General features: G+C 66.0%; 25 protein-coding genes. 7 read left to right on the forward strand and 18 right to left on the reverse strand.

All coding sequences use genetic code 11. The features are described from left to right. Window position 1 precedes the first annotated feature (1 nt). The 9 genes from OHB26_RS32605 to OHB26_RS32645 all read right to left on the reverse strand — a co-directional run bounded on the left by OHB26_RS32605 (window position 2) and on the right by OHB26_RS32645 (window position 9,368). Window positions 2-1,525 carry an ArnT family glycosyltransferase gene (locus OHB26_RS32605; protein WP_330181091.1) on the reverse strand — a complete coding sequence of 508 codons (1,524 nt, stop codon included), beginning with the start codon at window positions 1,523-1,525 and terminating at the stop codon, window positions 2-4. Further along, entirely contained in the window at window positions 1,522-2,154 is a 633-nt protein-coding gene (locus tag OHB26_RS32610) for a TetR/AcrR family transcriptional regulator (RefSeq protein WP_330181092.1), read from the reverse strand. The genes OHB26_RS32605 and OHB26_RS32610 overlap by 4 nt, the downstream gene beginning before the upstream one ends. Before the next feature lie 100 nt (window positions 2,155-2,254). Then, window positions 2,255-3,397: an ABC transporter substrate-binding protein gene (locus OHB26_RS32615; RefSeq protein ID WP_330181093.1), complete on the reverse strand. Its 1,143-nt coding sequence runs from the start codon at window positions 3,395-3,397 to the stop codon at window positions 2,255-2,257. Then, window positions 3,394-4,167 carry an ABC transporter permease gene (locus OHB26_RS32620; protein WP_330181094.1) on the reverse strand — a complete coding sequence of 258 codons (774 nt, stop codon included), beginning with the start codon at window positions 4,165-4,167 and terminating at the stop codon, window positions 3,394-3,396. The genes OHB26_RS32615 and OHB26_RS32620 overlap by 4 nt, the downstream gene beginning before the upstream one ends. After that, window positions 4,164-5,015, reverse strand: coding sequence for an ABC transporter ATP-binding protein (locus OHB26_RS32625; RefSeq protein WP_330181095.1), 852 nt, complete (start codon window positions 5,013-5,015; stop codon window positions 4,164-4,166). The genes OHB26_RS32620 and OHB26_RS32625 overlap by 4 nt, the downstream gene beginning before the upstream one ends. Continuing rightward, a complete protein-coding gene (locus tag OHB26_RS32630; RefSeq protein ID WP_330181096.1) occupies window positions 5,012-5,974 on the reverse strand; it encodes an ABC transporter permease in 963 nt (320 codons plus the stop codon). Before OHB26_RS32630 ends, OHB26_RS32625 begins: the two co-directional genes overlap by 4 nt. 82 nt (window positions 5,975-6,056) lie before the next feature. Next, complete coding sequence (locus OHB26_RS32635) at window positions 6,057-7,094, reverse strand: TIGR03842 family LLM class F420-dependent oxidoreductase (RefSeq protein ID WP_330181097.1); 1,038 nt, start codon at window positions 7,092-7,094, stop codon at window positions 6,057-6,059. A gap of 19 nt (window positions 7,095-7,113) precedes the next feature. Beyond that, entirely contained in the window at window positions 7,114-8,532 is a 1,419-nt protein-coding gene (hydA, locus tag OHB26_RS32640; protein WP_442942773.1) for a dihydropyrimidinase, read from the reverse strand. Continuing rightward, entirely contained in the window at window positions 8,532-9,368 is an 837-nt protein-coding gene (locus tag OHB26_RS32645) for a nitrilase-related carbon-nitrogen hydrolase (RefSeq protein WP_330181098.1), read from the reverse strand. Before OHB26_RS32645 ends, hydA begins: the two co-directional genes overlap by 1 nt. Window positions 9,369-9,490: 122 nt before the next feature. Between OHB26_RS32645 and OHB26_RS32650 the strand changes: the two genes are divergently transcribed. The 3 genes from OHB26_RS32650 to OHB26_RS32660 all read left to right on the forward strand — a co-directional run bounded on the left by OHB26_RS32650 (window position 9,491) and on the right by OHB26_RS32660 (window position 11,843). Then, window positions 9,491-10,942, forward strand: a complete 1,452-nt coding sequence (locus OHB26_RS32650; protein WP_330181099.1) for an aminotransferase-like domain-containing protein — start codon at window positions 9,491-9,493, stop codon at window positions 10,940-10,942. Between the two features lie 120 nt (window positions 10,943-11,062). Further along, complete coding sequence (locus OHB26_RS32655) at window positions 11,063-11,269, forward strand: hypothetical protein (protein ID WP_330181100.1); 207 nt, start codon at window positions 11,063-11,065, stop codon at window positions 11,267-11,269. A gap of 163 nt (window positions 11,270-11,432) precedes the next feature. After that, on the forward strand, window positions 11,433-11,843 hold the full coding sequence (locus tag OHB26_RS32660) for a hypothetical protein (protein ID WP_330181101.1): 411 nt from the start codon (window positions 11,433-11,435) through the stop codon (window positions 11,841-11,843). Between the two features lie 57 nt (window positions 11,844-11,900). Here the strand turns inward: OHB26_RS32660 and OHB26_RS32665 are convergent, their stop codons facing one another. After that, complete coding sequence (locus OHB26_RS32665; RefSeq protein ID WP_330181102.1) at window positions 11,901-13,661, reverse strand: ABC transporter ATP-binding protein; 1,761 nt, start codon at window positions 13,659-13,661, stop codon at window positions 11,901-11,903. 86 nt (window positions 13,662-13,747) lie between these two features. On the opposite strand from OHB26_RS32665, the gene OHB26_RS32670 reads away from it, so the two are divergent. Next, window positions 13,748-14,179, forward strand: a complete 432-nt coding sequence (locus OHB26_RS32670; RefSeq protein WP_330181103.1) for a MarR family winged helix-turn-helix transcriptional regulator — start codon at window positions 13,748-13,750, stop codon at window positions 14,177-14,179. Between the two features lie 131 nt (window positions 14,180-14,310). Here the strand turns inward: OHB26_RS32670 and arc are convergent, their stop codons facing one another. Next, window positions 14,311-16,071 carry a proteasome ATPase gene (gene arc, locus OHB26_RS32675; protein WP_067562790.1) on the reverse strand — a complete coding sequence of 587 codons (1,761 nt, stop codon included), beginning with the start codon at window positions 16,069-16,071 and terminating at the stop codon, window positions 14,311-14,313. Window positions 16,072-16,314: 243 nt separating this feature from the next. On the opposite strand from arc, the gene OHB26_RS32680 reads away from it, so the two are divergent. Both OHB26_RS32680 and OHB26_RS32685 read left to right on the forward strand, forming a co-directional pair. Continuing rightward, on the forward strand, window positions 16,315-16,776 hold the full coding sequence (locus OHB26_RS32680) for a hypothetical protein (RefSeq protein WP_330181104.1): 462 nt from the start codon (window positions 16,315-16,317) through the stop codon (window positions 16,774-16,776). A gap of 39 nt (window positions 16,777-16,815) precedes the next feature. Beyond that, window positions 16,816-17,241, forward strand: coding sequence for a hypothetical protein (locus tag OHB26_RS32685; RefSeq protein WP_330181105.1), 426 nt, complete (start codon window positions 16,816-16,818; stop codon window positions 17,239-17,241). A gap of 82 nt (window positions 17,242-17,323) precedes the next feature. Here the strand turns inward: OHB26_RS32685 and OHB26_RS32690 are convergent, their stop codons facing one another. After that, the gene (locus OHB26_RS32690; RefSeq protein ID WP_330181106.1) at window positions 17,324-18,157 is read right to left on the reverse strand and encodes a tRNA (adenine-N1)-methyltransferase; all 834 of its coding nucleotides are present in this window, start codon (window positions 18,155-18,157) and stop codon (window positions 17,324-17,326) included. Window positions 18,158-18,262: 105 nt separating this feature from the next. Here OHB26_RS32690 and OHB26_RS32695 point away from each other — a divergent pair, with 105 nt between their 5' ends. Beyond that, entirely contained in the window at window positions 18,263-19,138 is an 876-nt protein-coding gene (locus OHB26_RS32695) for a RecB family exonuclease (RefSeq protein WP_330181107.1), read from the forward strand. Window positions 19,139-19,211: 73 nt separating this feature from the next. Here OHB26_RS32695 and hisG read toward each other — a convergent pair whose 3' ends face one another. The 6 genes from hisG to OHB26_RS32725 form a co-directional block, all read right to left on the reverse strand. After that, window positions 19,212-20,063, reverse strand: coding sequence for an ATP phosphoribosyltransferase (gene hisG, locus OHB26_RS32700; protein ID WP_330181108.1), 852 nt, complete (start codon window positions 20,061-20,063; stop codon window positions 19,212-19,214). Window positions 20,064-20,150: 87 nt separating this feature from the next. Further along, entirely contained in the window at window positions 20,151-20,414 is a 264-nt protein-coding gene (locus OHB26_RS32705) for a phosphoribosyl-ATP diphosphatase (RefSeq protein WP_067562892.1), read from the reverse strand. A 113-nt stretch (window positions 20,415-20,527) separates the two neighbouring features. Then, window positions 20,528-21,109 (reverse strand): TerD family protein, encoded by a 582-nt coding sequence (locus OHB26_RS32710; RefSeq protein WP_330181109.1) that lies wholly within the window; start codon window positions 21,107-21,109, stop codon window positions 20,528-20,530. 47 nt (window positions 21,110-21,156) lie between these two features. Then, window positions 21,157-22,959 (reverse strand): choline/carnitine O-acyltransferase, encoded by a 1,803-nt coding sequence (locus OHB26_RS32715; protein WP_330181110.1) that lies wholly within the window; start codon window positions 22,957-22,959, stop codon window positions 21,157-21,159. Beyond that, window positions 22,956-23,801, reverse strand: a complete 846-nt coding sequence (locus OHB26_RS32720) for a class I SAM-dependent methyltransferase (protein ID WP_330181111.1) — start codon at window positions 23,799-23,801, stop codon at window positions 22,956-22,958. The genes OHB26_RS32715 and OHB26_RS32720 overlap by 4 nt, the downstream gene beginning before the upstream one ends. Window positions 23,802-23,816: 15 nt before the next feature. Continuing rightward, window positions 23,817-24,605, reverse strand: coding sequence for a HalD/BesD family halogenase (locus tag OHB26_RS32725; protein ID WP_330181112.1), 789 nt, complete (start codon window positions 24,603-24,605; stop codon window positions 23,817-23,819). Between the last annotated feature and the right edge of the window lie 40 nt (window positions 24,606-24,645).

Consider the following 24,645-nt stretch of genomic DNA (forward strand, 5'->3'; position numbering starts at 1 on the left):
TTCACCCCAGGCGCAACATATTCGGCCACTCGCGCGACCACGGTGCGCGCGGGTGGTCACAGCGCCACAGCGTGATATCCCGGGTGACACCCGGAATGCCCAGTCGCGCATCGGCTCTACCCACGGCGGTGACCTCGGCGCAGTGCTCGCGGGGTTCGCTGCCGTCACCACCGACCCAGATCACGGTGGTGGCGGCATCCGGCGGCGTGCCGAAGTAGCCGAAGCCACGGTTGGGGCTGTAGATCGGCGGCAGGCCGTGTTCGGCGCGATCGAGATCCAATGCGCTTGCCTGCCAATAGGAGTCGGTGATCACCACGGCGTTCGCACGCTCGGCGGCGGGCAGCGCCAGATACGCCTGCTCGGTGGCCTGCGCCAGATCTTCCCACCCGAACCGCCCGTACACGCTGAGCTGCTGCCACGCGGCGCTCTCCGATGCGGCGGGTCGCACCTCGGACTCCGGCTGCAACGGCAGCGCCGCGGCCACCAATACCACCGAGACCAGTACGAGCACACCGCCCACCCAGCGCCGCCACCCCTGCGCCTTGCGGGTGGCGAATACCGCACCGGCCGCCATCACCGCGCCGTAGCAGCCGACCACGTAATACGCTCGGCCATCGGTGATTACGAACGCGATGGTCAGCAGGACCGGAACCAATCCGAGGAACCGGTAGGGCCGAAGCTGCGGCATACGCAGCAACGCCCAGACACCACCCAGCAGCAGGATCGTGCCGATCACCCCGGCCGAGGCCAGCGCCATCGGCACGAACATGAGCCGTCCGCCGATGCTGTCCTGTTCGGCCGCCACCTGAGCGCCCATCCCGAGCTGCGGCCAGCCGTGCCGGGCCTGCCAGATCAGGGTGGGCAGCATGGTGACGAAAACCCCTGCGGCACCGGCCCATAGCGCGGGACGGCGCAGCATTTCACGCGGACCGTAACAGAGCACGCCGATGGCGATGGCCGCCCACAGGAACGGCACCAGCCACTTCACCTGCAGATCGAGCGCGGTCACCGCGGCCGCCCACAGCAGCAGCGCGTCCCGCCGCGTGCGCACCCACCGAATGACCAGCCAGCTGATCAGCACCCACAGCGCGGTGTCGATCGAGTTCGTGGACAACTGTATTCCCTGCACCAGCAGGAACGGCGAGGTCGCGTAGGCGATCGCGGTGAGTACCTGCGCGGCGCGCGAACCGCCGAACTCCCGGGCGATGAGCGCGCTGAGCACCATGGCGGCCACGGTCACCAGCACCGACGGAAGTCGCAGCGCCACCATCGATCCCGGTGCGAGCAGATCCATGAACCAGGCGATGGCGGGGACCAGCGGCCCCTGATCGGCGTAGCCGACCGAGAGCCGGTGCCCCGCCGAGACGAAGTACAGTTCGTCGCCGAAGAATCCGTACTGGCCGAGCGTGGCCAGTAACGCGATCGCACCGACCGCCGCGATGCCCAGCACCCAGCCGAGCGCGAACGGCGGTAGCTCACGCGGTGTTTCCTGCCGCACGGCCGCGGTATCGAACGTTCGTGTCACTTCTCCCCCTGTTTACCCGTTGCCAAATCGAAGATGCGGCAGACATGTGCCGCGTAGACGCGCACGTCGAAATCCGGTTCACTGATGGCCCTTCCGGCGATACCGTCGATGGCGTCGCGAATGGACTTGGCCATGAGCACGGCATCGAACTCTCCGAAGACGCCCTCGCGCTGACCTTCTCGCAGCATGTCGGCGAGCGGGATGAGAATCTCGTCCGCACCCTCGGGGGTGGCGAAGACCGATTTGCCCTCGGCGTCACGCAGATTGAGCACCACATCGGTCATGGCGGTCACATAGCGTTTATTGGCGTCGATGAAGTCCAGATTGGATTCGATATAGGCCAGCACCTTGCCGCGCCAGCCCTCGACCGCGGTGATGACCGGGGTCATGTACTCCGCCCCGGAGACGTACAGCTGGATGACCAGCTGTCGCATCAGGTCGTCCTTGCCGTCGAAGTGGTAGGAGATGACACCCTTCGAGATTCCGGCGTGCGCGGCGATCCGCGCCAGTGAGGCATTGCCGTAACCGATCTCGGAGATCACCTCGACGGCCGCGGCGATGATCTGCCGCCGTCGCGCCTCCTCGATGAACGATCTCGGCTGATCGCCTGGCTCATTTTCTGACCGCACGGCCAAATTTTATGCCATGCGGACAGGAAAGAGGAAGCCCCGAAAACAGGGGTGCCCGCTACGCGAGGCGTAGCGGGCACGGTTACTGCTGGTGAGCGGGTTATTTTCCGCCCTCGGCGAGGGCCACGGGCTGGGCGGTATAGCCACCGCCGGTCACATCCACACCCTGCGATTCGAGCAGATCCAGCGCCTTGGTGGCGTATTCGGTGGTGTACGCGTCCTTGTCGGGATCCTTGGTGAGTACGGTCGCGCCCTCTTGATTCTTGGTGGACTTGGCGATGGTGACGGTGCGATCCCAGGCGGCCTTGTCCATCATCCCGACGCCATTGGGCGAGGGCCAGATGAGCTTGTTGATCTCGGTGATCTGCCACTGCTGATGACTCGCGCCCAGGGTCGATCCCGCCGCCACGGTGATATCGCGGCACTTGTCGACATTGTCACGGCAGAACGCCCAGCCCTTGAGCGAGGCGGCGATGAACTTCACCGTCTGATCGGCGTACTTGCTGTCCGTCAACTTCTCGGTATTGGCCCAGATGGCGTCCTGGAGCATGGCCACGCCCTGGTCGTTCCAGTCGATGGTGGCGAAATCGTCAGCGGTGTACAGCTTTCCGGTCGCCGGATTCTTCACCTCGAGCAGCTGCGCGTACTCGTTGTACGACATCGCCTGCGCGGCATCGATATCGTGTGCGAGGAAGGCGTTCATATCGAACTGCTGCTGCACCAGTTTGACGTCCTTGGCCGGGTCGATACCCGACTTGGTCATCCCGGCGAAGAGCTCGAATTCATTGCCGTAGCCCCAGTTTCCGACCTTCTTACCGCGCAGATCGCCCGGGCCGTTGATGCCCGCGGTCTTGAACGAGACCTGTTTGGTGCCCGAGCGCTGGAAGATCTGCGCCACATCGGTGATACCCGCCCCGGCCTCACGCGAGGCGAGTGCCTTGGGCACCCAGGCGATGGCGTAATCGGCCTGCCCCTGTGCCAGCACGGTCTGCGGCACGATATCGGTTCCGCCGTCCAGGATTTCGACGTCCAGGCCCTGCTCCTTGTAGAAGCCCTGGTCGACGGCGGCGAGATACCCGGCGAACTGGCCCTGTTTGAACCACTGCAACTGCAACTTCACCTTGGTCAGGCCGTCGGAGGTGGTGGTGCTGTCGGTGGTGCTGCATGCCGTCAGCGCCGCCAGGCCCAGCGCCGCGACGGCCAGACAGGCCCGAAGGCGGTATTTGTGTGTGGTGCTTCTCATGTGGATCTCCAGAGGGTGGTGCGGGGTCGGCGGGTGAGCTGTTCCAGCAGCAGAACGGCGGCCAGGAAGATCAGGCCCAGGATCATGGCGGCGACGACATAGGCCCAGGCGCGTGGATAGGCGGTATTGGCCGCGGCGGAGGTGATGCGGCTACCGAGGCCGTGCTGTAGACCGCCGAAGTACTCGGCGATGATGGCGGCGATCACCGCGCCCGGTGCGGCGATGCGCAGGCCGGTGAACAGGTGCGGGAGCGCCGCGGGCAGCCGCACGGTGCGGGTGATCTGCCAGCCGGTGGCGGCGTACGCGGTCATCAGGTCGTGCTGCACGCGCGGGACCTGACGCAATCCCTTCGCGGTGCTGACGAATACGGGGAAGAAGACCACGATCGCGGCGACCAGGCGGCGGGGCAGGTCGGTCGTGGTGGAGTACATGGAGTTCAGCAGCGGCGCCAGGGCCACGATGGGGATGGCGGCCGCACCGGCGGACAGTGCGCCGAGTAGCCCGCCGACCACTTCGAACCGCACGGCCACCATGGCCGCGGCGATGCCGAGCAAGGCGCCCACGAAAAGCCCTATGAGCGCATTGGTTCCGGTGGCCAGGGCCGCCTTGGTGATGGCATCGAGATTGCCGGTGAACGCATCGGCGATCGCCGTCGGTGCGGGCAGCAGGAAGGAGGGCACGCCCGCCGCGACGGTGAGCACCTGCCAGAGCACCAGCATACCCACGCCGAAGAGCACCGGCGGCAGGCCGGTCGAGATCAGTCGCTTCACCGGATATCCCGTCCCGCGGTCTCATTCGGGTCGGTGCCATGCCCCTGATGCAGAGCGGCGCGCACCGCGGCGACCGAGGCGAAGAAGGCGTCACTGGAGCGCACATCGGTCTCGGCGGTGCGATCCCAGCCGCCGGTGTCCAGCACCGCGGTGATGCGGCCCGGGCGCGGTGTCATGACCACGACCCGGTCGGAGAGGAAGACGGCTTCGGGGATCGAGTGCGTCACGAAAATGACCGCGGCCCCGGTCTCTTCGGCGATGCGCAGGAGTTCGCCCTGCATGCGCTCGCGGGTCATCTCATCGAGTGCGCCGAAGGGTTCGTCCATCAGCAGCAGCGGTGGTTTCCGGGCCAGCGCGCGGGCGATGGCCACGCGCTGCTGCATACCGCCGGAGAGTTCGCCCGGATAGCGGCGGGCGAAGTCGGTGAGGCCGGTGATCTCCAGGAGTTCGGCGCTGCGGGCGCGGCGTTCGCGTTTTCCGATGCCGTGCAATTGGAGTGGGAGTTCGACGTTCTCCTGCACGGTCCGCCAGTCCAGGAGCCCGGCCTGCTGGAAGGCGATGCCGTAGTCCTGGTCGAGACGGGCCTTGTGCGCGGTCTTGCCGTGCACCACAACGGTTCCCGAACTCGGTTGTTCCAGATCGGCGACTATGCGCAGCAGGGTGGATTTACCGCATCCGGAAGGTCCGATGAGGGAGACGAATTCGCCTGCGGCGACGGTCAGGCTCACCTCCTCGAGCGCGGTGACCGATCCGGCGGTGAAGATCTTCCCCACCGTGCTCAATTCGACGGCGGGCACGGATTCCGCTGTGGCCGAGGGTTCTTCGGACAGGGATGTCTCGACGGTCAACGGGTACCTCCTGACGAATGGCCGGGTCTGCTGTAACGGCGCAGGGCGAACTCGGCCAGCCCCACCAGCGCGGTGAGCACCACCCCGAGCAGCGCCGCCGCGAATACCGCCGCATACAGCCGGGCCGCATTACCGGTGGACTGCTGGGAGAAGACGATGATCTGGCGGCCGATCCCGCCCGCCGTGCCGGTGGAGATCTCGGCGACCACCGCGCCGATCACCGAGGCGGCCGCGCCCAGCCGCAGCGCGGGCAGCAGATGCGGGACCGCGGCGGGCAGTCGCAGATGCAGCAGGGTGCCCCACCATCCGGCCGCACAACTGTGCAGCAGTTCCACGGAAGCCTTTGCGGGCGACTGCAATCCGCGCAGCATGCCGATGGCGACCGGGAAGAACACCAGGTACGCGGCGATCACCACGATGCTCATCCACGGCTTCCAGGGCTGTCCGCCGATGTGGATGCGCCCACCCCAACCCGCCACCAGCGGCGCCAGCGCGATCAACGGCACCGTCTGGGAGACGATCACATACGGCAGTAGCCCGCGCTCCACGAAGGAGAACCGCTGCATGAGCACCGCGAGGGCCACCCCGACGATGGTGCCGAGCACGAGCGCCGAGAGTGCCAGCCCGAGTGTGAATCCGGCGGTATGCAGCAGTGTCGCGCCGACGGTGCGCTTGCCGTCCTTCTCCCCCAGCACGGTAACCACCGCCCACACGTGCGGCAGCGCGCCATCGGTGGTGCGCGGCAGAATGCGTTGATCTCCGATGCTGATGCCGTTGGCGGGCACCAGCACCTTGACCAATTCCCATACCGCGAGCAGCAATCCGAAGGCGGCGATCGGATAGCCGAGCCCGCGCACCATCGATCCGCGCCCGGACGGGGACTTCACGCGCGGCGGCCGCAGCACCGCCGCGGGTTCGGGCACGAGCCCGGTAGCCGCCACTGTCGTCGAGTCCGTCATAGTCGATCTCTCGCTTCGAACAACCGCCCGCGCGACTCCCGGGTCCGCGAGGTCGGCGAATCTCGTGCCGCCACATCGGTTTTCATATCGCGCTCGCCGTCGCGGTGACCGGGTGCGCCAACCGCGGCAGCACCGATTCGCCGTAGGCCTCGAGGGTGGAGGTCTTGGCGTCGTGCTGCAGGTAGACCGCGAACTGATCCACGCCGAGCGCTTCGAGTTCCCGCAGCCGCACCAGGTGCTCATCGGGCGTGCCCAGAATGCAGAACCGATCGACGATGGCGTCGGGGACGAAGTCCGCGTGCGTGTTTCCGGCCCGGCCGTGCTGGTTGTAGTCGTAACCCTGTCGGCCCGCGATGTATTCGGTGAGCGCGGCCGGAACCTCGCTGTCGGCACCGTATTTGGCGACGATATCGGCGACGTGGTTACCGACCATGCCGCCGAACCAACGGCATTGTTCGCGTGCGTGTTTCAGTCCCGCCTCGCTGCCATCGGTGATGTACGCGGGTGCGGCGACACAGATGGTCACATCCTTCGGGTCACGTCCGGCGCGCTCGGCGGCAGCACGCACCCGGGCAATGGTCCACGCGGTGATATCGGGGTCGGCGAGCTGGAGAATGAAGCCATCCGCCACCTCACCGGTGAGATCCAAGGCGCGCGGACCGTATCCGGCCACCCATACCGGCAGTCGCGAATCGCCCGCCCACGGCAATCGCACCGCCGTATCCCCGATGGTGACCGCCCGGCCATTGCCGAGTTCCCGGATGACACCGATGGATTCGCGCAGTGTCGCCAGATTGGCGGGCCGCCCGCCGAGGGTCCGCACGGCCGAATCGCCGCGTCCGATACCGCAGATGGTGCGATTGCCGTACATCTCGTTGAGCGTGGCGAAGGTCGAGGCGGTGACCGTCCAATCCCGGGTGGCCGGATTGGTCACCATGGGTCCGACCACGACTTTCCGGGTGACGGCCAGGATTTGGCTGTAGATGACGTACGGCTCCTGCCACAGCAGATGTGAGTCGAACGTCCACACGTGCGAGAAGCCGTGTGTCTCGGCCACTCTCGCCAATTCCACGACCCGGGAGGCGGGCGGCGTGCATTGCAGGACCACACCGATATCCATGCGGAGCTCTCCGTTCGACTCAGATGAGGTTCTGTGACAGTGCGCGTTTCACGAATCGGCCGTGCCCGGTACTGCCCCGGTACTCCCCGCCGTCGATGATCACCCGGCCGCGCGAGAGCACGGTGTCCACGTGCCCGTCGATCTCGAAGCCCTCGTAGGCGGAGTAATCCATATTCATGTGATGGGTTTTGCCGAGCCCGATGCTGGTGTGCCCGTTCGGGTCGTAGATGACCACATCCGCGTCCGCGCCGGGGCTGATGATGCCCTTGCGCGGGTACATACCGAACATGCGCGCGGGGGTGGTGCAGCAGATCTCCACCCACTTCTCCAGGGAGATGCGGCCATCCTTGACGCCCTGGAACATCAGATCCATGCGGTGTTCGACGCCGCCGATGCCATTGGGGATCTTGCTGAAATCGCCCAGCCCCAGCTCTTTCTGGCCCTTCATACAGAAGGGGCAGTGGTCGGTGGCGACATTGGCGACATCACCGGTGCGGATGTACCGCCACAGCTCGTCCTGATGCCCTTCCTCGCGCGAGCGCAGCGGGGTCGAGCACACCCATTTCGCGCCCTCGAAACCCGGTGCGCCCAACTGTTCTTCGAGGGAGAGGTACAGGTACTGCGGGCAGGTCTCACCGAAGACGTTCTGGCCCCTACCGCGTGCGGTCGCGATCTGCTCCAGGGCCTGCTTCGCCGAGACATGCACGACGTACAGCGGAGCGCCCGTCACGTTCGCCAGCATGATGGCGCGGTGGGTGGCTTCCTCCTCGAGCTGCCAGGGCCTGCTCGTCCCATGGAAATACGGTGCGGTGTCGCCGCGCTGGACCGCCTGCTCGACGAGTACGTCGATGGCGATTCCGTTCTCCGCGTGCATCATCAGCACCGCGCCCAGATCACCGGCGGTCTGCATGGCGCGCAGGATCTGCCCGTCATCGGAGTAGAAGACGCCCGGATACGCCATGAAGAGTTTGAAGCTGGTGACGCCCTCGGAGACCAATTCGGCCATGCCCTTGAGAGATTCGGCATTGACCTCACCGACGATCTGATGGAATCCGTAGTCGATGGCGCATTTCCCGGCGGCCTTCTGATGCCACAGCGCCAGCGAATCCTGTACGCGCTCACCGGGTTTCTGAATGGCGAAGTCGACGATCGTGGTGGTGCCACCCCAGGCCGCCGCCCGGGTTCCGGTCTCGAAGGTGTCCGAGGCTTCGGTGCCGCCGAACGGCATCTGCATATGGGTGTGCGAGTCCACGCCGCCGGGAATCACGTACTTACCGGTGGCGTCGATTACCGTATCGGCGGCCGCGGCCAGGTCCGCACCGAGTGCGGTGCTACCCGGTTGCACCACCGCCGCAATGGTTTCCCCGTCGATGAGGACGTCGAGCAGCTGGGATCCGGTGGGCGACACCACCGTTCCGCCGTGAATGAAGGTGCGCATCAGGGGTTCACCAGCGGTCCGTAGGCGTCCGGGCGGCGATCGCGATAGAACGCCCAGCGATCGCGCACCGTCTTGATCAGATCCATATCGAGATCGCGCACCACCAGCTCCGGGCTGGTGTCCGAGGCGACCTCCCCGACGAATTTGCCCTCGGGATCGACGAAGTAGCTGGTCCCGTAGAAATCGTCATCGCCGAGCTCCTCGATGCCGACCCGGTTGATCGCGCCGATGTAATACTCGTTGGCGACCGCGGAGGCGGGCTGCTCCAGCTTCCACAGGTAACTCGAGAGACCACGCGAGGTCGCCGAGGGATTGAAGACGATCTCCGCGCCCGCCAGGCCCAGTGCGCGCCAGCCCTCGGGGAAGTGCCGGTCATAACAGATGTAGACGCCGACCTTGCCGACGGCGGTGTCGAAGACCGGCCAGCCGGAGTTTCCGGGCCGGAAGTAGAACTTCTCCCAGAAGCCCTTGACCTGCGGAATGTGATGCTTGCGGTATTTGCCGAGGTAACTACCGTCCGCGTCGATCACCGCGGCGGTGTTGTACAGCAGTCCGGACTGCTCCTGCTCGTACACCGGCAGCACCATCACCATGCCCAGTTCGCGCGCCAGCGCGGCGAACCGGTCCACCGTGGGTCCGGGTACGGATTCGGCGTATTCGTAGTATTCGGCGTCCTGGACCTGGCAGAAATACGGCCCGTAGAACAGCTCCTGGAAGCAGATCACCTTCGCCCCGGCCGCAGCGGCCTGCCGCGCATAGTCCTCATGCGCTTTGATCATGGACTCTTTGTCGCCGGTCCAGTTCGTCTGGACCAGCGCAGCTCGAACGATTGCCATACTTTGTGATACTGCACCTGAAACGAATTTCGTTGTGTTACAAGTTGACGGAAACAGTTTCGTGACCGTAAATCCTGGGGACGACACCGTTCCCGACGCATGCGCCATCGCAGAATGAAAGCGTGACAACGGAACTCGGCCCGGTCGTCCCCGATAGCGCTCCCAGCGCCACGGCGATCCCGGCCGGTCCCGACGCCGCCGACCTGCTGTCAGGGGTGCACGACCGTACCGCCGCGGGCATAGCCGCCGCCGTCAGCCGCCGTATCCGCTCCGGCGCCCTGCCGCCGGGCACCCGCCTGCCGACGGTCCGCGAGGTCTCCCGCGTCCTGAAGGTCTCCCCCGCCACGGTCAACCAAGCCTGGCGCGCCCTGGCCGCCGCCGGGGCGATAGTCGCCCGCGGCCGCGCCGGAACCTTCGTCGGCACACCCCCGCAACCACCCCCCATCACCGCCGCGGGCCGCTACCAGCGCCTGCACTCCCAGTCCGACAACAACTTCCGCATCGACCTCTCCCGCGGCGTCCCCGACCCCGCCCTGCTCCCCGATCTCACCTCGGCCCTGCGCGCCCTGGGCGGGGAGAACGCCATCGACGACCTCTCCGCCACCTACCTCGGCGAACCCGTGCTGCCCGAACTCGAGGCCACCGTCCGAGCAGACTGGCCCATGCGCGCCGAACGCTTCACCGTCCTGGACGGCGCCCTGGACGCGGTAGACCGCCTCCTCTCCGCCCACGTCCGCCTGGGTGACGCCGTACTCGTCGAAAACCCCTGCTTCCCACCCTTCCTGGACCTCCTGTCACGCATCGGCGCCCGCCCCGTCCCGGTGGCCATGGACGAATCCGGTCTGCTCCCCACCGAACTGACCCACGCCCTCACCACTCACTCTCCTACAGCACTGCTACTCCAGCCCCGCGCCCAAAACCCCACCGGCGCTTCACTTTCCACCAGGCGCGTGCGCGCACTCACCGACGCCATCACGGACCCCACACTCCTGATCATCGAAGACGACCACTCGGACGGCATAGCCCACACACCCCTGCGTTCCTTGGGCAGCCGCCTCCCGCGCCAGACAGTCCACATCCGCTCCTACTCCAAATCCCACGGTGCCGACCTCCGCCTGGCAGTAGTGGGCGGGCCCGCTACCTTCCTCGACCCGGTCATCGAACGCCGAATGCTGGGCCCCGGTTGGACCAGCCGCCTCCTCCAACGCGTCCTGCTCCACATGCTCGCCGACGAAACCGCCCGCCACACCGTCGCCACCGCCCGCCACACCTACCGAACCCGCGCAACCACCCTCCGGAAGTCTCTGACCCACCACGGCATAACCATTCCCCCAGGCGACGGCATCAACCTGTGGCTCCCGGTGGCCGACGAACACGCTGCCATGATCTCCCTGGCCGCCGTCGGCATCAAGGCTGCCCCGAGCGCGCCGTTCGAGGTAACCGAACACCCTTACACCGACCATCTTCGTCTGACCATCGCCGCCGTCCAACCTTCCGATATCCCTGAAATAGCAACCCATCTCGCCACCGCGGCCACCGCAGCGCCCACCTACCGCCGCATACGCCGTCCCTGATCGGCAGCGGAAAACGGGCTGCGCCATCCAGGAGGTTCGATACGATGGCCAGGCGTAGATGTCGGGGCGGGAATCACATTGGCGCACTGGCATTTTCATTCTCATGAAAGCAGGGTGGGCATGAATTTCAAGATGAAGATTGCGGCGGGAGTCATCGCGGGAACCGCTGCGGCCGTCCTCGGGGCCGGTGCCGCTCAGGCCGATCCAAATCCACCGGTCGATCCGTGCGTCGTTCAGCCCTCGCTGTGCAGGATCGGCGGTGCCGTACAGAACGGCTCGACCAACCAACGGCAGATGGACGAGCAAGCCGGGCAATGGAATAGATAAGGCACTGCGGCGCGGGATGGTGGCCGCCAAGCGGCGGCCACCATCCCGCGTGACCCACACAACACGATCGAGTCGGTAGGTCATAACTCACGTAACAGCGCCATGATCGGGAATCGATGATCTCTGCGACGCTGTATGACACACGACGTTCGATGGAGGGGTTATGAAGACAGTTGCTCGGAGTATTACCCGCCTCGCCGCCACGGCCGCCATCACCGGTACCGCCTTCGCGGTCGCGACCGGGGTGGCCGCTGCCGATGAGTGGCCGGAGCAGCAGCCGAACAGTCCGATCTATGTGACCGAGACCAAGAACTTTCTGACGCCCACCGATCTCGGGTACTGGAATCCGCTCGACACCAGCCCGCGGCTGACCTCGCCGTATGGGACCGGTACTCGCATTGTGTGCACCGGGTTCCATGGCGTGTCGACCGGGTGCTGGCAGGCCGACGCGGAGGGGAATCCGCATAAGTTGGTCGCGTTGCCGTTCAACTTCCCGTCGTTCACCGGATCCGCCGCACCGGGCGGCGGGGCCAGCCATTACGTGTTCCCGGGGTTCATTCCGGGCATCGGGTAGTTCGCACGGACGACGAGGGCGCGCTCCGATTTCGGAGCGCGCCCTTTTCTGTGCCGGTCATGCCACGGCGAGGACCTCGTCGCGGGCGAGCAGGTCGGCGTAGAAGCCGTTGCGGGACAGCAGTTCCGCATGGGTGCCGCGTTCGACCACGCGGCCGCGGTCCAGCACCACGATCTGATCGGCGTTGCGGATGGTCGAGAGGCGGTGGGCGATGGTGATGGTGGTGCGGCCTTGCGACAGGGCGTCGATGGCGGCTTGGACCTCGCGTTCGGTGCGGGTGTCGAGTGCACTGGTGGCCTCGTCCAGTACCAGGATCGGCGGGTTGCGCAGGATGGCCCGGGCCACGGCCAGGCGCTGTTTCTCGCCGCCGGAGAAGCGGTAGCCGCGTTCGCCGACCTTGGTGTCGTAGCCGTCGGGGAGTCCGGCGATATGCTCGTGGATCTGGGCGGCGCGGGCGGCGGCGTTCAGTTCCTCGTCCGTCGCATCGGGTTTGGCGAAGCGCAGGTTCTCGGCCACCGAGGCGTGGAACAGATACGTCTCCTGCGAGACGACCCCGACCGTGGCGGACAGGTCCGCGAAGCTCAAGTCGCGCACGTCGATTCCGTCGACGGTGATGCTGCCCGAGCTCGCGTCGTACAACCGCGCGGCGAGGTAGCCGAGAGTCGTTTTACCCGAACCGGTTTCACCGACGATCGCCAGGCTGGTGCCCGCGGGGACGCTGATATCGATGTCGTGCAGCACATTCCGGCCGGCGGGGTCGTAGGCGAAGCCGACATGGTCGAAGCGCACCGCACCGGTGACACCCTCGGCGGGCAGTGGCACGGGATGTTCGGGTTCGGCGATATCGGGTCGCAGATCCAGGTATTCGAAGATCCGGCCGAACAGCGCCATCGAGCTCTGCACCTCGACACCGGTCGAGAGCAGCATGACCGCGGGACGCAACAGCCCGGCCTGCAAGGTCGTGAAGGCGACCAGGGTGCCGATGGAGACCAGCGGATGTCCTGCGGCGACGGTCGATCCGGCCGCCCAGTAGACGACCGCGGGCATGGCCGCCATGACGATGGCGATGGTCGACTGCCGCCAGCGCCCGGCCATATTGGAGCGAATCTCCAAGTCCACCAGGCCACGTGACTCCTTCGAGAAATCGTCGACCAGCGCCGGAGACCGGCCCATGGTGCGGCCCAACAGGATTCCGCTCACCGAGAGCGACTCCTCGACGATCGCGGACATTCCGGCGAGCTGCTTCTGGCGCTGCCCGGTGATGCGGCGGCGCTCGGAACCGACCCGGCGCGAGATCCAGACGAAGAACGGCAGCATGAGCAGCGAGACCAGGGTCAGTCGCCAGTCGAGGGCGAACATGGCGATCACGGCCGCGAGCACCGAGGTGAAGTTGGAGATCAGCGAGGTCGCGGTCGAGGTGACCGTGGACTGCATACCGCCGATGTCATTGGCGATCCGCGACTGCACCTCACCGGTGCGGGTCGCGGTGAAGAACGAGAGCGGCATGGATTGCAGCCGCGCGTAGACCGCGGTGCGCAGATCATGCATGACCTCCTGGCCGACCGCGGTCGACAGGTAGGTCTGGAAGACGCCGAAGACGGCGGTGAGCGTGGCGACCGCGATCATGCCGAGCGCCAGCAGCGTCAACAGTCCGGTCCGTCCGTGCGGCAGGGCGTCGTCGATGACGCCGCGCACCATGAAGGGTGAGGCCAGTCCCACGATCGAGGACAGGGCGACCAGCGCACCCACCAGGGCGAGCCGGGAACGATACGGGTGGAACAGCCGGAGTATCCGGCGAAGTTCGGATCGGGCGGCCATAGGCGCCTCCTTCCACAGACAATCGCTCCCAATAACTGAGCTAGACTCACAATTATTCCATACAACAGTGAGCTATGCTCAGCGATATGGAGAAGGCGACCGACGGCGACCTGCCCGACCTGTATCTACGCACCGCCAAGCGCATCCGGCACGCCCAGATGGCCAACCTCGAACCGCTCGGCCTGACACCCGCGCGCGCCCGCGCGCTGCGGACCCTGGCCCGCGCGGGCGAACCGCTGCGCATGTCCGATCTCGCCGAACGCCTGGGCATCGTGCCGCGCTCGGCCACCACCGTCGTGGACGCCCTGGAATCCGCGAGCCTGCTCACCCGCACCCCCGATCCGGCCAATCGGCGCGCGATTCTGGTCAGCCTCACCGAAGCGGGGCACGCGCTCCTGGCCCGTATGGCCGATGCGCGCGTTCAGGCCGCGCGGGACCTGTTCGCCAACCTCTCCCCCGAACGCCGCGAAACCCTGCGCGAGATCCTCGCCGAACTCGACGCGGCCGCACAGGGCTGAATCCACCGAGCAGGCCGGATCCCGGCCACAAGCATGCTGGGATGACGGGCAGTTCGGCGCACCGGGATGACGGATGCCGGGACACGAAAAGGCCGCGCTCCCAAGGGGAGCGCGGCCTTTCGTTTGCGAACCTACAGGTACTGGCCGGTATTCGACTCGGTGTCGATGGCCCGGCTGGCGGAGGCGTTCTTGCCCGTCACCAGCGTGCGGATGTACACGATCCGCTCGCCCTTCTTGCCCGAGATACGAGCCCAGTCATCCGGGTTCGTGGTGTTGGGCAGGTCCTCGTTCTCAGCGAACTCGTCCACGATGGAGTCGTAGAGATGCTGAATGCGCAGACCGGGATTGCCCGACTCGAGCACCGACTTGATGGCGTACTTCTTGGACCGGTCCACGATGTTCTGGATCATGGCGCCGGAGTTGAAGTCCTTGAAGTACAGGACTTCCTTGTCACCATTGGCGTAGGTGACCTCCAGGAAGCGGTTGTCCTCGCTCTCGGCGTACATGCGATCCACGACCCGCTCGATCATGGCCTTCACGCACTTGGCGCGCTCACCGTCGAATTCGGCGAGATCGTCCGCGTGCAGGGGCAGCGTCTCGGTGAGGTACTTCGAGAAGATGTCCTGTGCCGCTTCGGCATCGGGCCGCTCGATCTTGATCTTCACGTCCAGGCGGCCGGGCCGCAGGATGGCCGGGTCGATCATATCCTCGCGGTTGGAGGCGCCGATGACGATGACGTTCTCCAGGCCCTCGACGCCGTCGATCTCCGAGAGCAGCTGCGGCACAACGGTTGTCTCCACATCGGAGGAGACACCCGAACCACGGGTGCGGAAGATCGAATCCATCTCGTCGAAGAACACGATCACGGGAGTGCCCTCGGAGGCCTTCTCACGAGCCCGCTGGAAGATGATCCGAATATGACGCTCGGTCTCACCGACGAACTTGTTCAGCAGCTCCGGGCCCTTGATGTTCAGGAAGAACGACTTGGCTTCCTTGGCATCCTCACCGCGCGCCTCGGCGATCTTCTTGGCGAGCGAATTGGCAACGGCCTTGGCGATCAACGTCTTACCGCAACCGGGGGGACCGTAGAGCAGCACACCCTTGGGCGGCCGCAGCGCGTACTCGCGGAACAGATCCTTGTGCAGGAACGGCAGTTCCACCGCATCGCGGATCTGCTCGATCTGGCGCGAGAGGCCACCGATGTCGTGGTAGTCGACATCGGGGACTTCCTCGAGCACGAGGTCTTCGACCTCGGCCTTGGGAATCCGCTCGAAGGCGAAGCCGGCCTTGGTGTCGACCAGCAGCGAATCACCCGGGCGCAGTTTGCGAATGGGGCGATCCGGATCCTCCATATCGTCCACGTCGACGAGCGCGGAGAGCGGACCCGAGAGCCACACCACTCGCTCCTCGTCGGCATGGCCGACCACCAGAGCTCGACGTCCGTCGTCGAGAATTTCGCGCAGCGTGCCGATTTCACCGATTTGGTCGAAACGACCAGCCTCGACGACGGTCAGTGCCTCATTGAGACGCACGGTTTGACCGTAGATGAGGGTGGAGGTGTCGATATTCGGCGAGCACGTCAAGCGCATCTTGCGTCCTGAGGTGAAGACGTCGACCGTCTGATCGTCATATACACCAAGCAGAACGCCGTAACCGCTCGGTGGTTGACCGAGGCGGTCCACTTCCTCGCGTAGCGCGACAAGCTGCTGGCGCGCTTCCTTGAGAGTGTCCATGAGTTTGGTGTTGCGAATCGTCAGCGAATCTACGCGCGCTTCCAATTCCCGTGAGCGATCCGGCGAGTCGGCGAGTTGCCTCCGGAGTGCAGCCGCCTCGGCACGTACCGCCTCGAGTTCCCTCCAGGCTGCCGAATCCGAATGTTCGTTGGGGCTCATGATGCTGCTCCTCCCAGTCCCGGTCTATCAACGCTACCGGGCGATAACCGTTCTCGCTTTCCGACATGGTTTCGTCGTGATCACATCTAGGCTGCGGCCGACGGACCGGACGAACATGTTAGCCTGCCCTAACATATTTCCGGCGAGTTAATCGCCGGCCGATCCGAAAGGCTGCCGTTGATGCTCCTTCCCACCAGTCGAACTTCTGGTATGCGCAACGCCTCGCGGACGCTTCGTGTTTCCGTGGCTACCGTTGCGGCAGCCCTGGCCGTTACCGCCACTTTGGCTGGCTGCGGCTCGGATGACAAGAACTCGGCCGAGACGACCGCCAGCACTTCGGTCGGCGTGACCGCCGCGGCCGTCGCACCCGCGCCCACAGCCGAGCAGCTCCAGGGCATTTTGACCGCCTTCGCCGATCCGGCCGAACCCGCTGCGGACAAGGCGAAATTGGTGGTCGACGGGGATAAGCGGATCGCGCTCATCGACACCATGAATCAGGGGCTCGCGCATTACGCGGTGTCGTTCACCGTGGGCGAGATCAAGACGACCGGCGATAAGGCCGAGGCCAAGGTTTCGGTGGTCTCCCCGCACGGCACCATGCCCGATGTGCCGATGTCCTTCCAGTACGTGGACGGCACCTGGAAGCTCGCCGACTCCGGCGCCTGCACCATTCTCGGTATGGCGCGCGCCGCCTGCCAGCCGTAATAGCAGAACTCTCTGATCGCACGAAAGGCTTTTCCGCTCATGCTCGCTCACTCCGCCCGCATCACCCTGGCCGCCCTCGGCGCGACCATCGCGCTCACCTCCGGTGCGGGCCTGGCCCACGCCGACGCGCCCGCGCCCTCGCCGGAGGAGTTGCAGTCCACCCTCGACCGCTTCGTCGATCCCACCGTCGCCACGGTGGACAAGGAGCAGCTCATGGTGAGCGGTGAGCGGCGCGCGAGCAATATCGACACCATGACCTCGAAGCTGGGCAACTACGGCAAGATCGGCTTCGGTGTCTCGAACATCCAGGTCGACGGCGACAATGCCAATGCCTCGGTCGCCATCATCTCCCCGCACGGCACCATGCCGGGCGTGCCGATGTCGTGGCAGCACACCGCCGCGGGCTGGCAACTCTCGGAGAACACCGGCTGCACCATCCTGTCGATGGGCCGTGCCCCCTGCTGATATGCACGCGGTGCGATTTCGCACCTGATGAAACGGGCGCGCCCCCTGCCGAATTCGGCAGGGGGCGCGTTCTTGTCGGTGACTAGCCCTTGCCCGCGCGGCGCTGCGGCTTGGGGGCGACCACGCCGTCTGCCAGGCGGCGAGCGCTCACCAGGAAGGCCGTATGGCCCTGCATGCGATGCTCGGGGCGCACGGCCAGGCCGACCACATGCCAGCCGCGGACCATGGACTCCCAGGCGCGCGGTTCGGTCCAGCACTCCATGCGGCGCAGGTGCTCGACCACCTCGGACATCTGGGTGGTGGTGGCGACGTAGACCATGAGCACGCCACCGGGGACGAGCGCCTTGGCGACGGCCTCGAGGGTGTCCCACGGCTTGAGCATGTCCAGGATGACCCGGTCGACCTGTTCGCCCTCGTACTCGGCGAGATCGCCGAGGGTCAGTTCCCAGTTGTCGGGGCGTTCGCCGAAGAACCGCTCCACATTTCGTACGGCGTGTTCGGCATGATCCTCGCGGATCTCCCAGGAGAAGACCTTGCCCTCCGGGCCGACCGCGCGCAGCAGCGAGCAGGTGAGCGCACCCGAACCCGCACCGGCCTCCAGCACCTTGGCACCGGGGAAGATGTCACCCTCGTGCACGATCTGCGCGGCGTCCTTGGGGTAGATGACCGCCGCACCGCGCGGCATGGAGAGCACGTAGTCGGTCAGCAGCGGCCGCAGCGCCAGATAGGCGGTGTTCTTGGCGGAGGTGACGATGCTGCCCTCGTCCGCACCGATCAGATCGTCGTGCGCGATCTCGCCCGCGTGGGTGTGGAAGGTGCCGCCCTCCGCGAGGATGACCGTGAACTTGCGCCCTTTGGCGTCGGTCAGCTGAACCCGGTCGCCGATCTGGAAAGGCCCGGTCGGTCTGGCCGTCATGAATCTCCGTTCTGGTTCGACTTCGGCGCGGGCCGAAAGTCGCTGCGATTTTGCTGCGTGAATCAGGTTCGCACCTTGTCGGTGCCTGCGTTTAGCCTGCCAGGTATGTCGGTACCCGCGATCACTACCCCGGACTCCGCGGGCGCCAAGCCGCGCAGGCTCGCACTCTCGCCTTCGCGCGCAATGGATTTCAAACAGTGCCCGCTGAAGTATCGGCTACGTGCCATAGACAGGATTCCGGAGGCCCCCTCGCGCGTGGCGGTGCGCGGCACGCTCGTGCACGCGGTCCTGGAGGCGCTCTTCGGCCTACCCGCCCCCGAGCGCGATCTCGCGCACGCGGGCGATCTCATCGCCCCGGCGTGGACGCGCCTGCTGGAGTCCCGCCCCGAAACAGTCGACCTGATTGCCGAGGAGGAACTGGCGGGCTTCCTGGCCGAGGCGTACAGCCTCGTCGAGGTCTATTTCCGGCTGGAGGACCCCACCGCCTTCGAACCCCGATCCCTCGAGGCGTTCGTGGAGACCGAACTTCCCGATGGCACGCCGCTGCGCGGCTTCGTCGACCGCATCGACTCCTCGGCCGATGGATCCCTGCACGTCATCGACTATAAAACCGGCCGCTCCCCCAGCCCCGAACGTGAAACCAGAGCCCTCTTCCAGCTCAAGTTCTACGCCCTGGTCCTCATGCGCACCCTCGGGACAACCCCCGCCGAACTCCGCCTGATGTACCTGGCCGATGAACAGGTGCTGAGCTACGAACCGGATGCCGAAGAGTTGCTCCGCTTCGAACGCATAGTCTCCGCTCTCTGGCAGGCCATCGAATCCGCGTCCAAGACAGGCGATTTCCCACCCAGCCGCTCCTGGCTCTGCCAGTACTGCGACTTCAAACCGCTGTGCCCCGAATTCGGCGGCACCCCACCGCCTTTCCCGACCGCAGCCCCCATCGAGGACACCGTAACCGTTCTCACCGAGACCGCCGACTGACGCTCACTCGGCCCGGACGCACCCGCGCCCGCTGCGAAATCGCAGCGGGCGCGGGTATCGGAACTCGAACCGACTAGAAGGCGCGGCAGGAGCGAATGTCGGTGGCCAGGATGGCCTTGGCGCCGAGGTCGGCGAGCTTGTCCATCAGCTCGTTGCCGTTCTTACGCGGGACCAGGGCGCGCACGGCGACCCACTCCGGATCGGTCAGCGGGGAGACGGTCGGCGACTCCAGGCCGGGGGTGATCTCGACGGCGGCCTCGAGCAGCGACTTGGGGCAGTCGTAGTCGAGCATCAGGTACTGCTGGGCGAAGACGACACCCTGGATGCGGGCGACCAACTGGTTGCGGGCCTTGTTGTGCTGATCGGCGCCCTTGGCCTCGATGAGCACGCCCTCGGAGTCGACGAGCGATTCACCGAAGGCGACCAGATTGTGCTGGCGCAGGGTGCGGCCGGAGCCGACCACATCGGCGATGGCATCGGCGACACCGAGCTGAATGGAGATCTCGACCGCGCCGTCGAGGCGGATGACCTCGGCTTCGATGCCCCGGGCCTTCAGATCGGTCAGGACCAGGTTGGGGTACGAGGTGGCGATGCGCTTGTCGTAGAGGTCCTCGACCTTCCATTCGCGCCCCGCGGGGGCGGCATAGCGGAAGGTGGAGCCGCCGAAGCCCAGGGCCAGGCGTTCCTGAACGGGCGCACCGGAATCCAATGCGAGGTCGCGACCGGTGATGCCGAGGTCGAGCTCACCGGAGCCGACGTAGATGGCAATGTCCTTGGGGCGCAGGAAGAAGAACTCGACCTGGTTGACCGGATCCAGCACGGTCAGGTCGCGGGCATCCTTGCGACCGCGGTATCCGGCCTCGCCGAGGATGGCCACGGCCATCTCCGACAGCGAGCCCTTATTTGGGACGGCGACGCGAAGCATAGATGTTCCTTTCGGGACGGGTGGGGGGACGTGAGGACAGTGGACGCGGGGTCATCGGCCGCACGGGCTGTGCGGTGAAACGGCGCATCACAGATGTCGGTACACGTCTTCGAGCCGCAGACCGCGGCCCACCATCAGCACCTGAACCCAATAGAGCAGCTGGGAGATCTCCTCCGACAGCGACTCATCGCTCTCATGCTCCGCGGCCAGCCATACCTCGCCGGCCTCCTCCAACACCTTCTTGCCCTGCGCGTGTACACCGGCGTCCAAAGCGGCGACGGTTCCTGACCCATCGGGTCGGTTGACAGCACGATCCTGTAGCTCGGCGAACAGGGCTTCGAAAGACTTCACGGTGAGTCATTGTTCCAGACCCCGGCATCCGCCCTGCAAAGTCCCCGGTCCGGACGGTGCGCCCGCGCGTGCACGCGCGGGCGCGGGCCCCACTCCCTGGAACGAATCCCAGGTCAGGCCATGGCGAATCGGAGCAGCGCCTGCATATCGCCCTGCTTCACTTTGCCTTTGCGGTCCAGGACCTCGAGCTGCCAGGCCGGGCCGCTGCGGAAGGCCCGGGCGATGGCATTGGCATTGTCGGCACCGAGCAGGGACGGCCAGATATCGGCCACCTGCTGGGTGGTCCCGCCGGTGGCGTCGTAGATCTTGAACGAGACGTTGTTGGCCTTCTCGAAGCTGCTGCCCTTCTTGAAGGCGGCCGCGACGAAGATGATCGAGTCGATGGCGGGCGGCACCGTGGCGAAGGTGACGTGCACGGTCTCATCGTCGCCGGAGGCCGCACCGGTCTGTTCGTCGCCGGTGTGCTGCACCGAACCGTTGCCGAACGGGTCGAGGGAGTCCAGGCCGGCGAAGCGCACGGGTTCGCTGCCCTGCATGAGTACTGCGATCAGATCCAGATCGACGCCCTTCTTGCGGCGTGCGATACCGAGTAGTCCACCACTGCTTCCGGCTGACGGATCCCAGCTCACCCCGACACTCATCTTGGTGATGCCGCCGAGATCCGCTGCGCCGTCTTCTTTCTTGAGCGTAATCACGATTGTCACGTTACCGACAAATCAGACAGCAGTGGTGGACTCGAATCTCATCCGGCCAGCAAGTTCTCCAACTCCGCTGCGGCCGTTCGCAGTTGCGCCGCGAAATCGTGCATCTGCTGCGCAACGGATTTGGGGGTGGCCAGGTAGAGGTTCCAGCGATCGGGCAGCAGCACATAGGCGATGCCGATACAGGTCGGGCTGGTGGAGCCGAAACCGAAGTACTGGATATTCACCGAGGGCGCGGAGCTGGTGCTCAGGAAATCGTCGCGGGCGATCCGCCAGCCCGGACTGTCGTAGAACGCCATCGGCGCTGTGGCGCCGAGCTTGTCACCGCGCCGCCCCTGGATCATCTGCAACTCCCAGAGGTGTTGCTCGGGAGCCTCACCGCGCTGACACTCCTGCGCCCGCCGCACATGCGCGGTGGCGGCCGCCCGCACGGCCTCCCGCTTGCGGTCGTCATTGGCGGCCGGATTCTCCATGGCGGCAATGAATTCCAGAATCTCCGGGGTCACCACGCGCATGGCCTCGGTGCGGCCGTTACGGAACTGCCGGGTGGCGATGGATTCATAGGTGGCCCCGGTGAGCCCCTTGCTGCGCTTGTGCGCGAGCTGATAGCTCAACTGCGCGAACGCATCCGGGGAGATACCCAGGGTCTTGATATGCGAGGTGCCGAAGTCGAACGACACCGTACTCGTGGCATTGTCCAACTCGTACTGCGCGAAAGCCGCTGCCGCGGCGGCCGTTCGGGACTTCTGCGTGTCATCGAGGACGAATTCGATGGGCTCGGAGGCGGGCAGCCCCTGCGGCTGCGCACCCGATCGCGCGGCATGCTCAGCGACCGGGGTCTCCAGCAGCGCGTCGACGAAGGACAGGATGGTGGTGCCGTCCAGCCCGCAGTGCTCGATATTGATTCCGGCCTGGCCGTCGGCGAAGACGATGAACGACACCGCCTTGTCGAACCAGCGATTCCCGCTGTCCCCGTGCAGGAGTTGATCACACGCGTGCAGGGTGTCACGCGGGGTGAAATCCTCCAGGCAGAGACAGAACAGCGCGGTTTCGACGGTATCGAAGGCGGCGGCGTTGGTCGTGCGCAGTTGCTCGTACAGCGGAGCCCAGTCCTTACGGGCCAGGGTGGTCAGATGCCCGGCAGAGGCATTGACCGGTGCGCGCCGCGCCCCGGCCTTCATCACCGCTTCCAGTCCGGCGGCCAGATCCTCGGGCGAGTACGGCGCACCGTTCGGCCCGAGCACGTCCATCCGAAACATATTGCCGCGGTACAGGACAACGATATGCCGAGCATCCGAAGGCCCGGGCCATTCGTCGCTGTACGGCACCCGCACCGTGTCCTGCGGAGTCCCGGGAATCCGGGTCTCGGAGAACAGGAACTTGTTCTGCGCCATATTGAGTCGCTGCCCGCGCTGGGTGACCGGCGGGATCTCCTCGGCGTCGAGCAGCAGCTTGTAATCGACCGCCGCGCTGATCAGCGCCGCCGCCCGCGCGCTCTGTCCGGCGCCGGTGGACGATGCCAGCACCGTGTCATCGCGGAACAGGAAGAAGAAGTTGGCGTTCAACGCGATTCGGTCGCGGCGGCCCAGGTAGCGCGAGGGCCAGAATTCGTCCAGCCAGCTGCCCACACCCGGTTCCGCGTCGAACCGCCGCAGATCCGCGTGCAGGATGCGGGCCGGGCTGTCGGGGCGTAGCAGATCCTCGACGGTCGCCGCGGTGGCGGCGTACTCGTCGCCGGTGAGCAGCGGCGCGCACCAGTGCAGGAAGCGGGTGCAGCTCTCCTCCAAGGTGGGGAGCGGCACCCGCGGCAGCTGGTCGTCGTGGGCGAAGGTCCGTTCGCTCAATGCAGGTCCTCGTGGTCGATGGATAGGTTCGGGGACGGGCGGGACAGATAGAGCTGGGCATACAGCCAGCCTTCGGACTCGATGCCGTGCGTATCGATTCCATTGGCCGCCAACGTATTACACACCTGCGACTGCTCCTCCGGCGAGGCGAAGCGACGCTGCCGGAAGACACCGGGCGCCAGTTCGGTGCGGTAACCGAGTGCGGCCAGGTGGGTGGCGATCGGGTCGAACGAGAACATGCGCAGCACGAAATGCGCCATCCAGGGCAGCTTTCCACCGTGCGCGCGGGCCACCCGCAGCAGGGTGCGCTCGGTGACATAGCCGACGCAGCCGGTGGAGATGACCAGATCCGCGGTGGCCAGGGTGCGGCGCTGCGCCTCGGTGGGGTCGGCGGCCTCGAGGTCGGCGTGCACGGTGGCGTGCAGCAGGCCCGCGCTGCGCGCGTAATCCAGTGCGGGACCGGAGGCGTCCATCCCGATGAATCGGACACCCGGCAGGGTGTCCTCGGCGGCGAGCCGGGCGCGGTCGCGCGCCACCGGATCGGGCGCGGCGGGTTCGGCGTAGCTCTCCACCAGATCGGACATGGTGGTGTCCAGTCGCAGCAGGGCCGCGTTCACCCCGTAGGAGCAGCCGATATCCAGGACCGCCGGCGCGGTGATACCGGTCGCGGCGCGGTGATCGGCGAGCAGTTGCTGGAAATGCGGTTTGGCCAGTTCCGGTATCCGATAATCCAATTCGGACATGCGGGCGTAGTAGGCACGCGGGTCGGGTCTGTCATAGATGTCGTCGAAAGACGCTTTCCCGGTGCTGTGCAGCACGGTGCTTCGGAACGAGGCTGGCACGTGCAGGTCCTCTTCTCAGTCGAGCAGACGGTCGCCGCGGACAGCATCGGCCGCGAGGTGATCGGGCAGAACCCGCCCGAACAATTGCCGGGTCCGTTCGGCGGTGCCGATGACGCCCGGGGTATCGCTGTACGCGAAGATCGCCGAATGCCGCTGCACGGTGCCACCGACGGGCGCGACGCGATGCAGGGAGAAGCGACCCTGGAACAGCTGCAGATCACCGGGGCAGAGTTCGAGCCGCCGGATGAGATGTTCGCCGTGACCGGTGAGTACCGCGTGCACATCGTCGAGGTTCTCGGCGGTGCGGGAGCGAATATCGGGGCAGTACTCGAAGTTTCCGCCGGCTTCGGGCTCCTGGGTGAGCATGCTGACGGTGAACTCGTTGGTGTCGAAATGCCACGGATGCGACATGCCGGGAGCCACCACATTCAGGCACAGCCCGGCGAGCGGATCGGTGAACTCGTACAGCGCGGCCAGGCCGAAGCAATCGGCGATGAAACGCTGGAAGCGCGTATCGACGTAGAGCTGATGGATGACCATCTCGAGAGGGATCAGATCCCTTGCGACGAAAGCATTTCCGCGCCGCAACACAATCCGCCCGGGATGGTCGGACGGTAGGTCCGAGTCGAGCGGGATGTTGTAGGCGTTGACGTTCTCAACGGTGTAGTAGGCGTGCGGTGCGAGCGCCACGCCCTCCTCGCGCATGGTCTCGGCCTCGGCCGGACGGATGAATCCGCGCAGTACCGTGCAGCCGTCGGCGGCCAGTTCGGCGCGCGCGGCCGCCACCGCGTCCCGCCAGCCCACACTGCCGGGCGCGTCGGGTCAAGTCCAAATGCGTGGTGTA

The sequence above is a fragment of the Nocardia sp. NBC_01503 genome, assembly GCF_036327755.1.
Lineage (GTDB): Bacteria > Actinomycetota > Actinomycetes > Mycobacteriales > Mycobacteriaceae > Nocardia.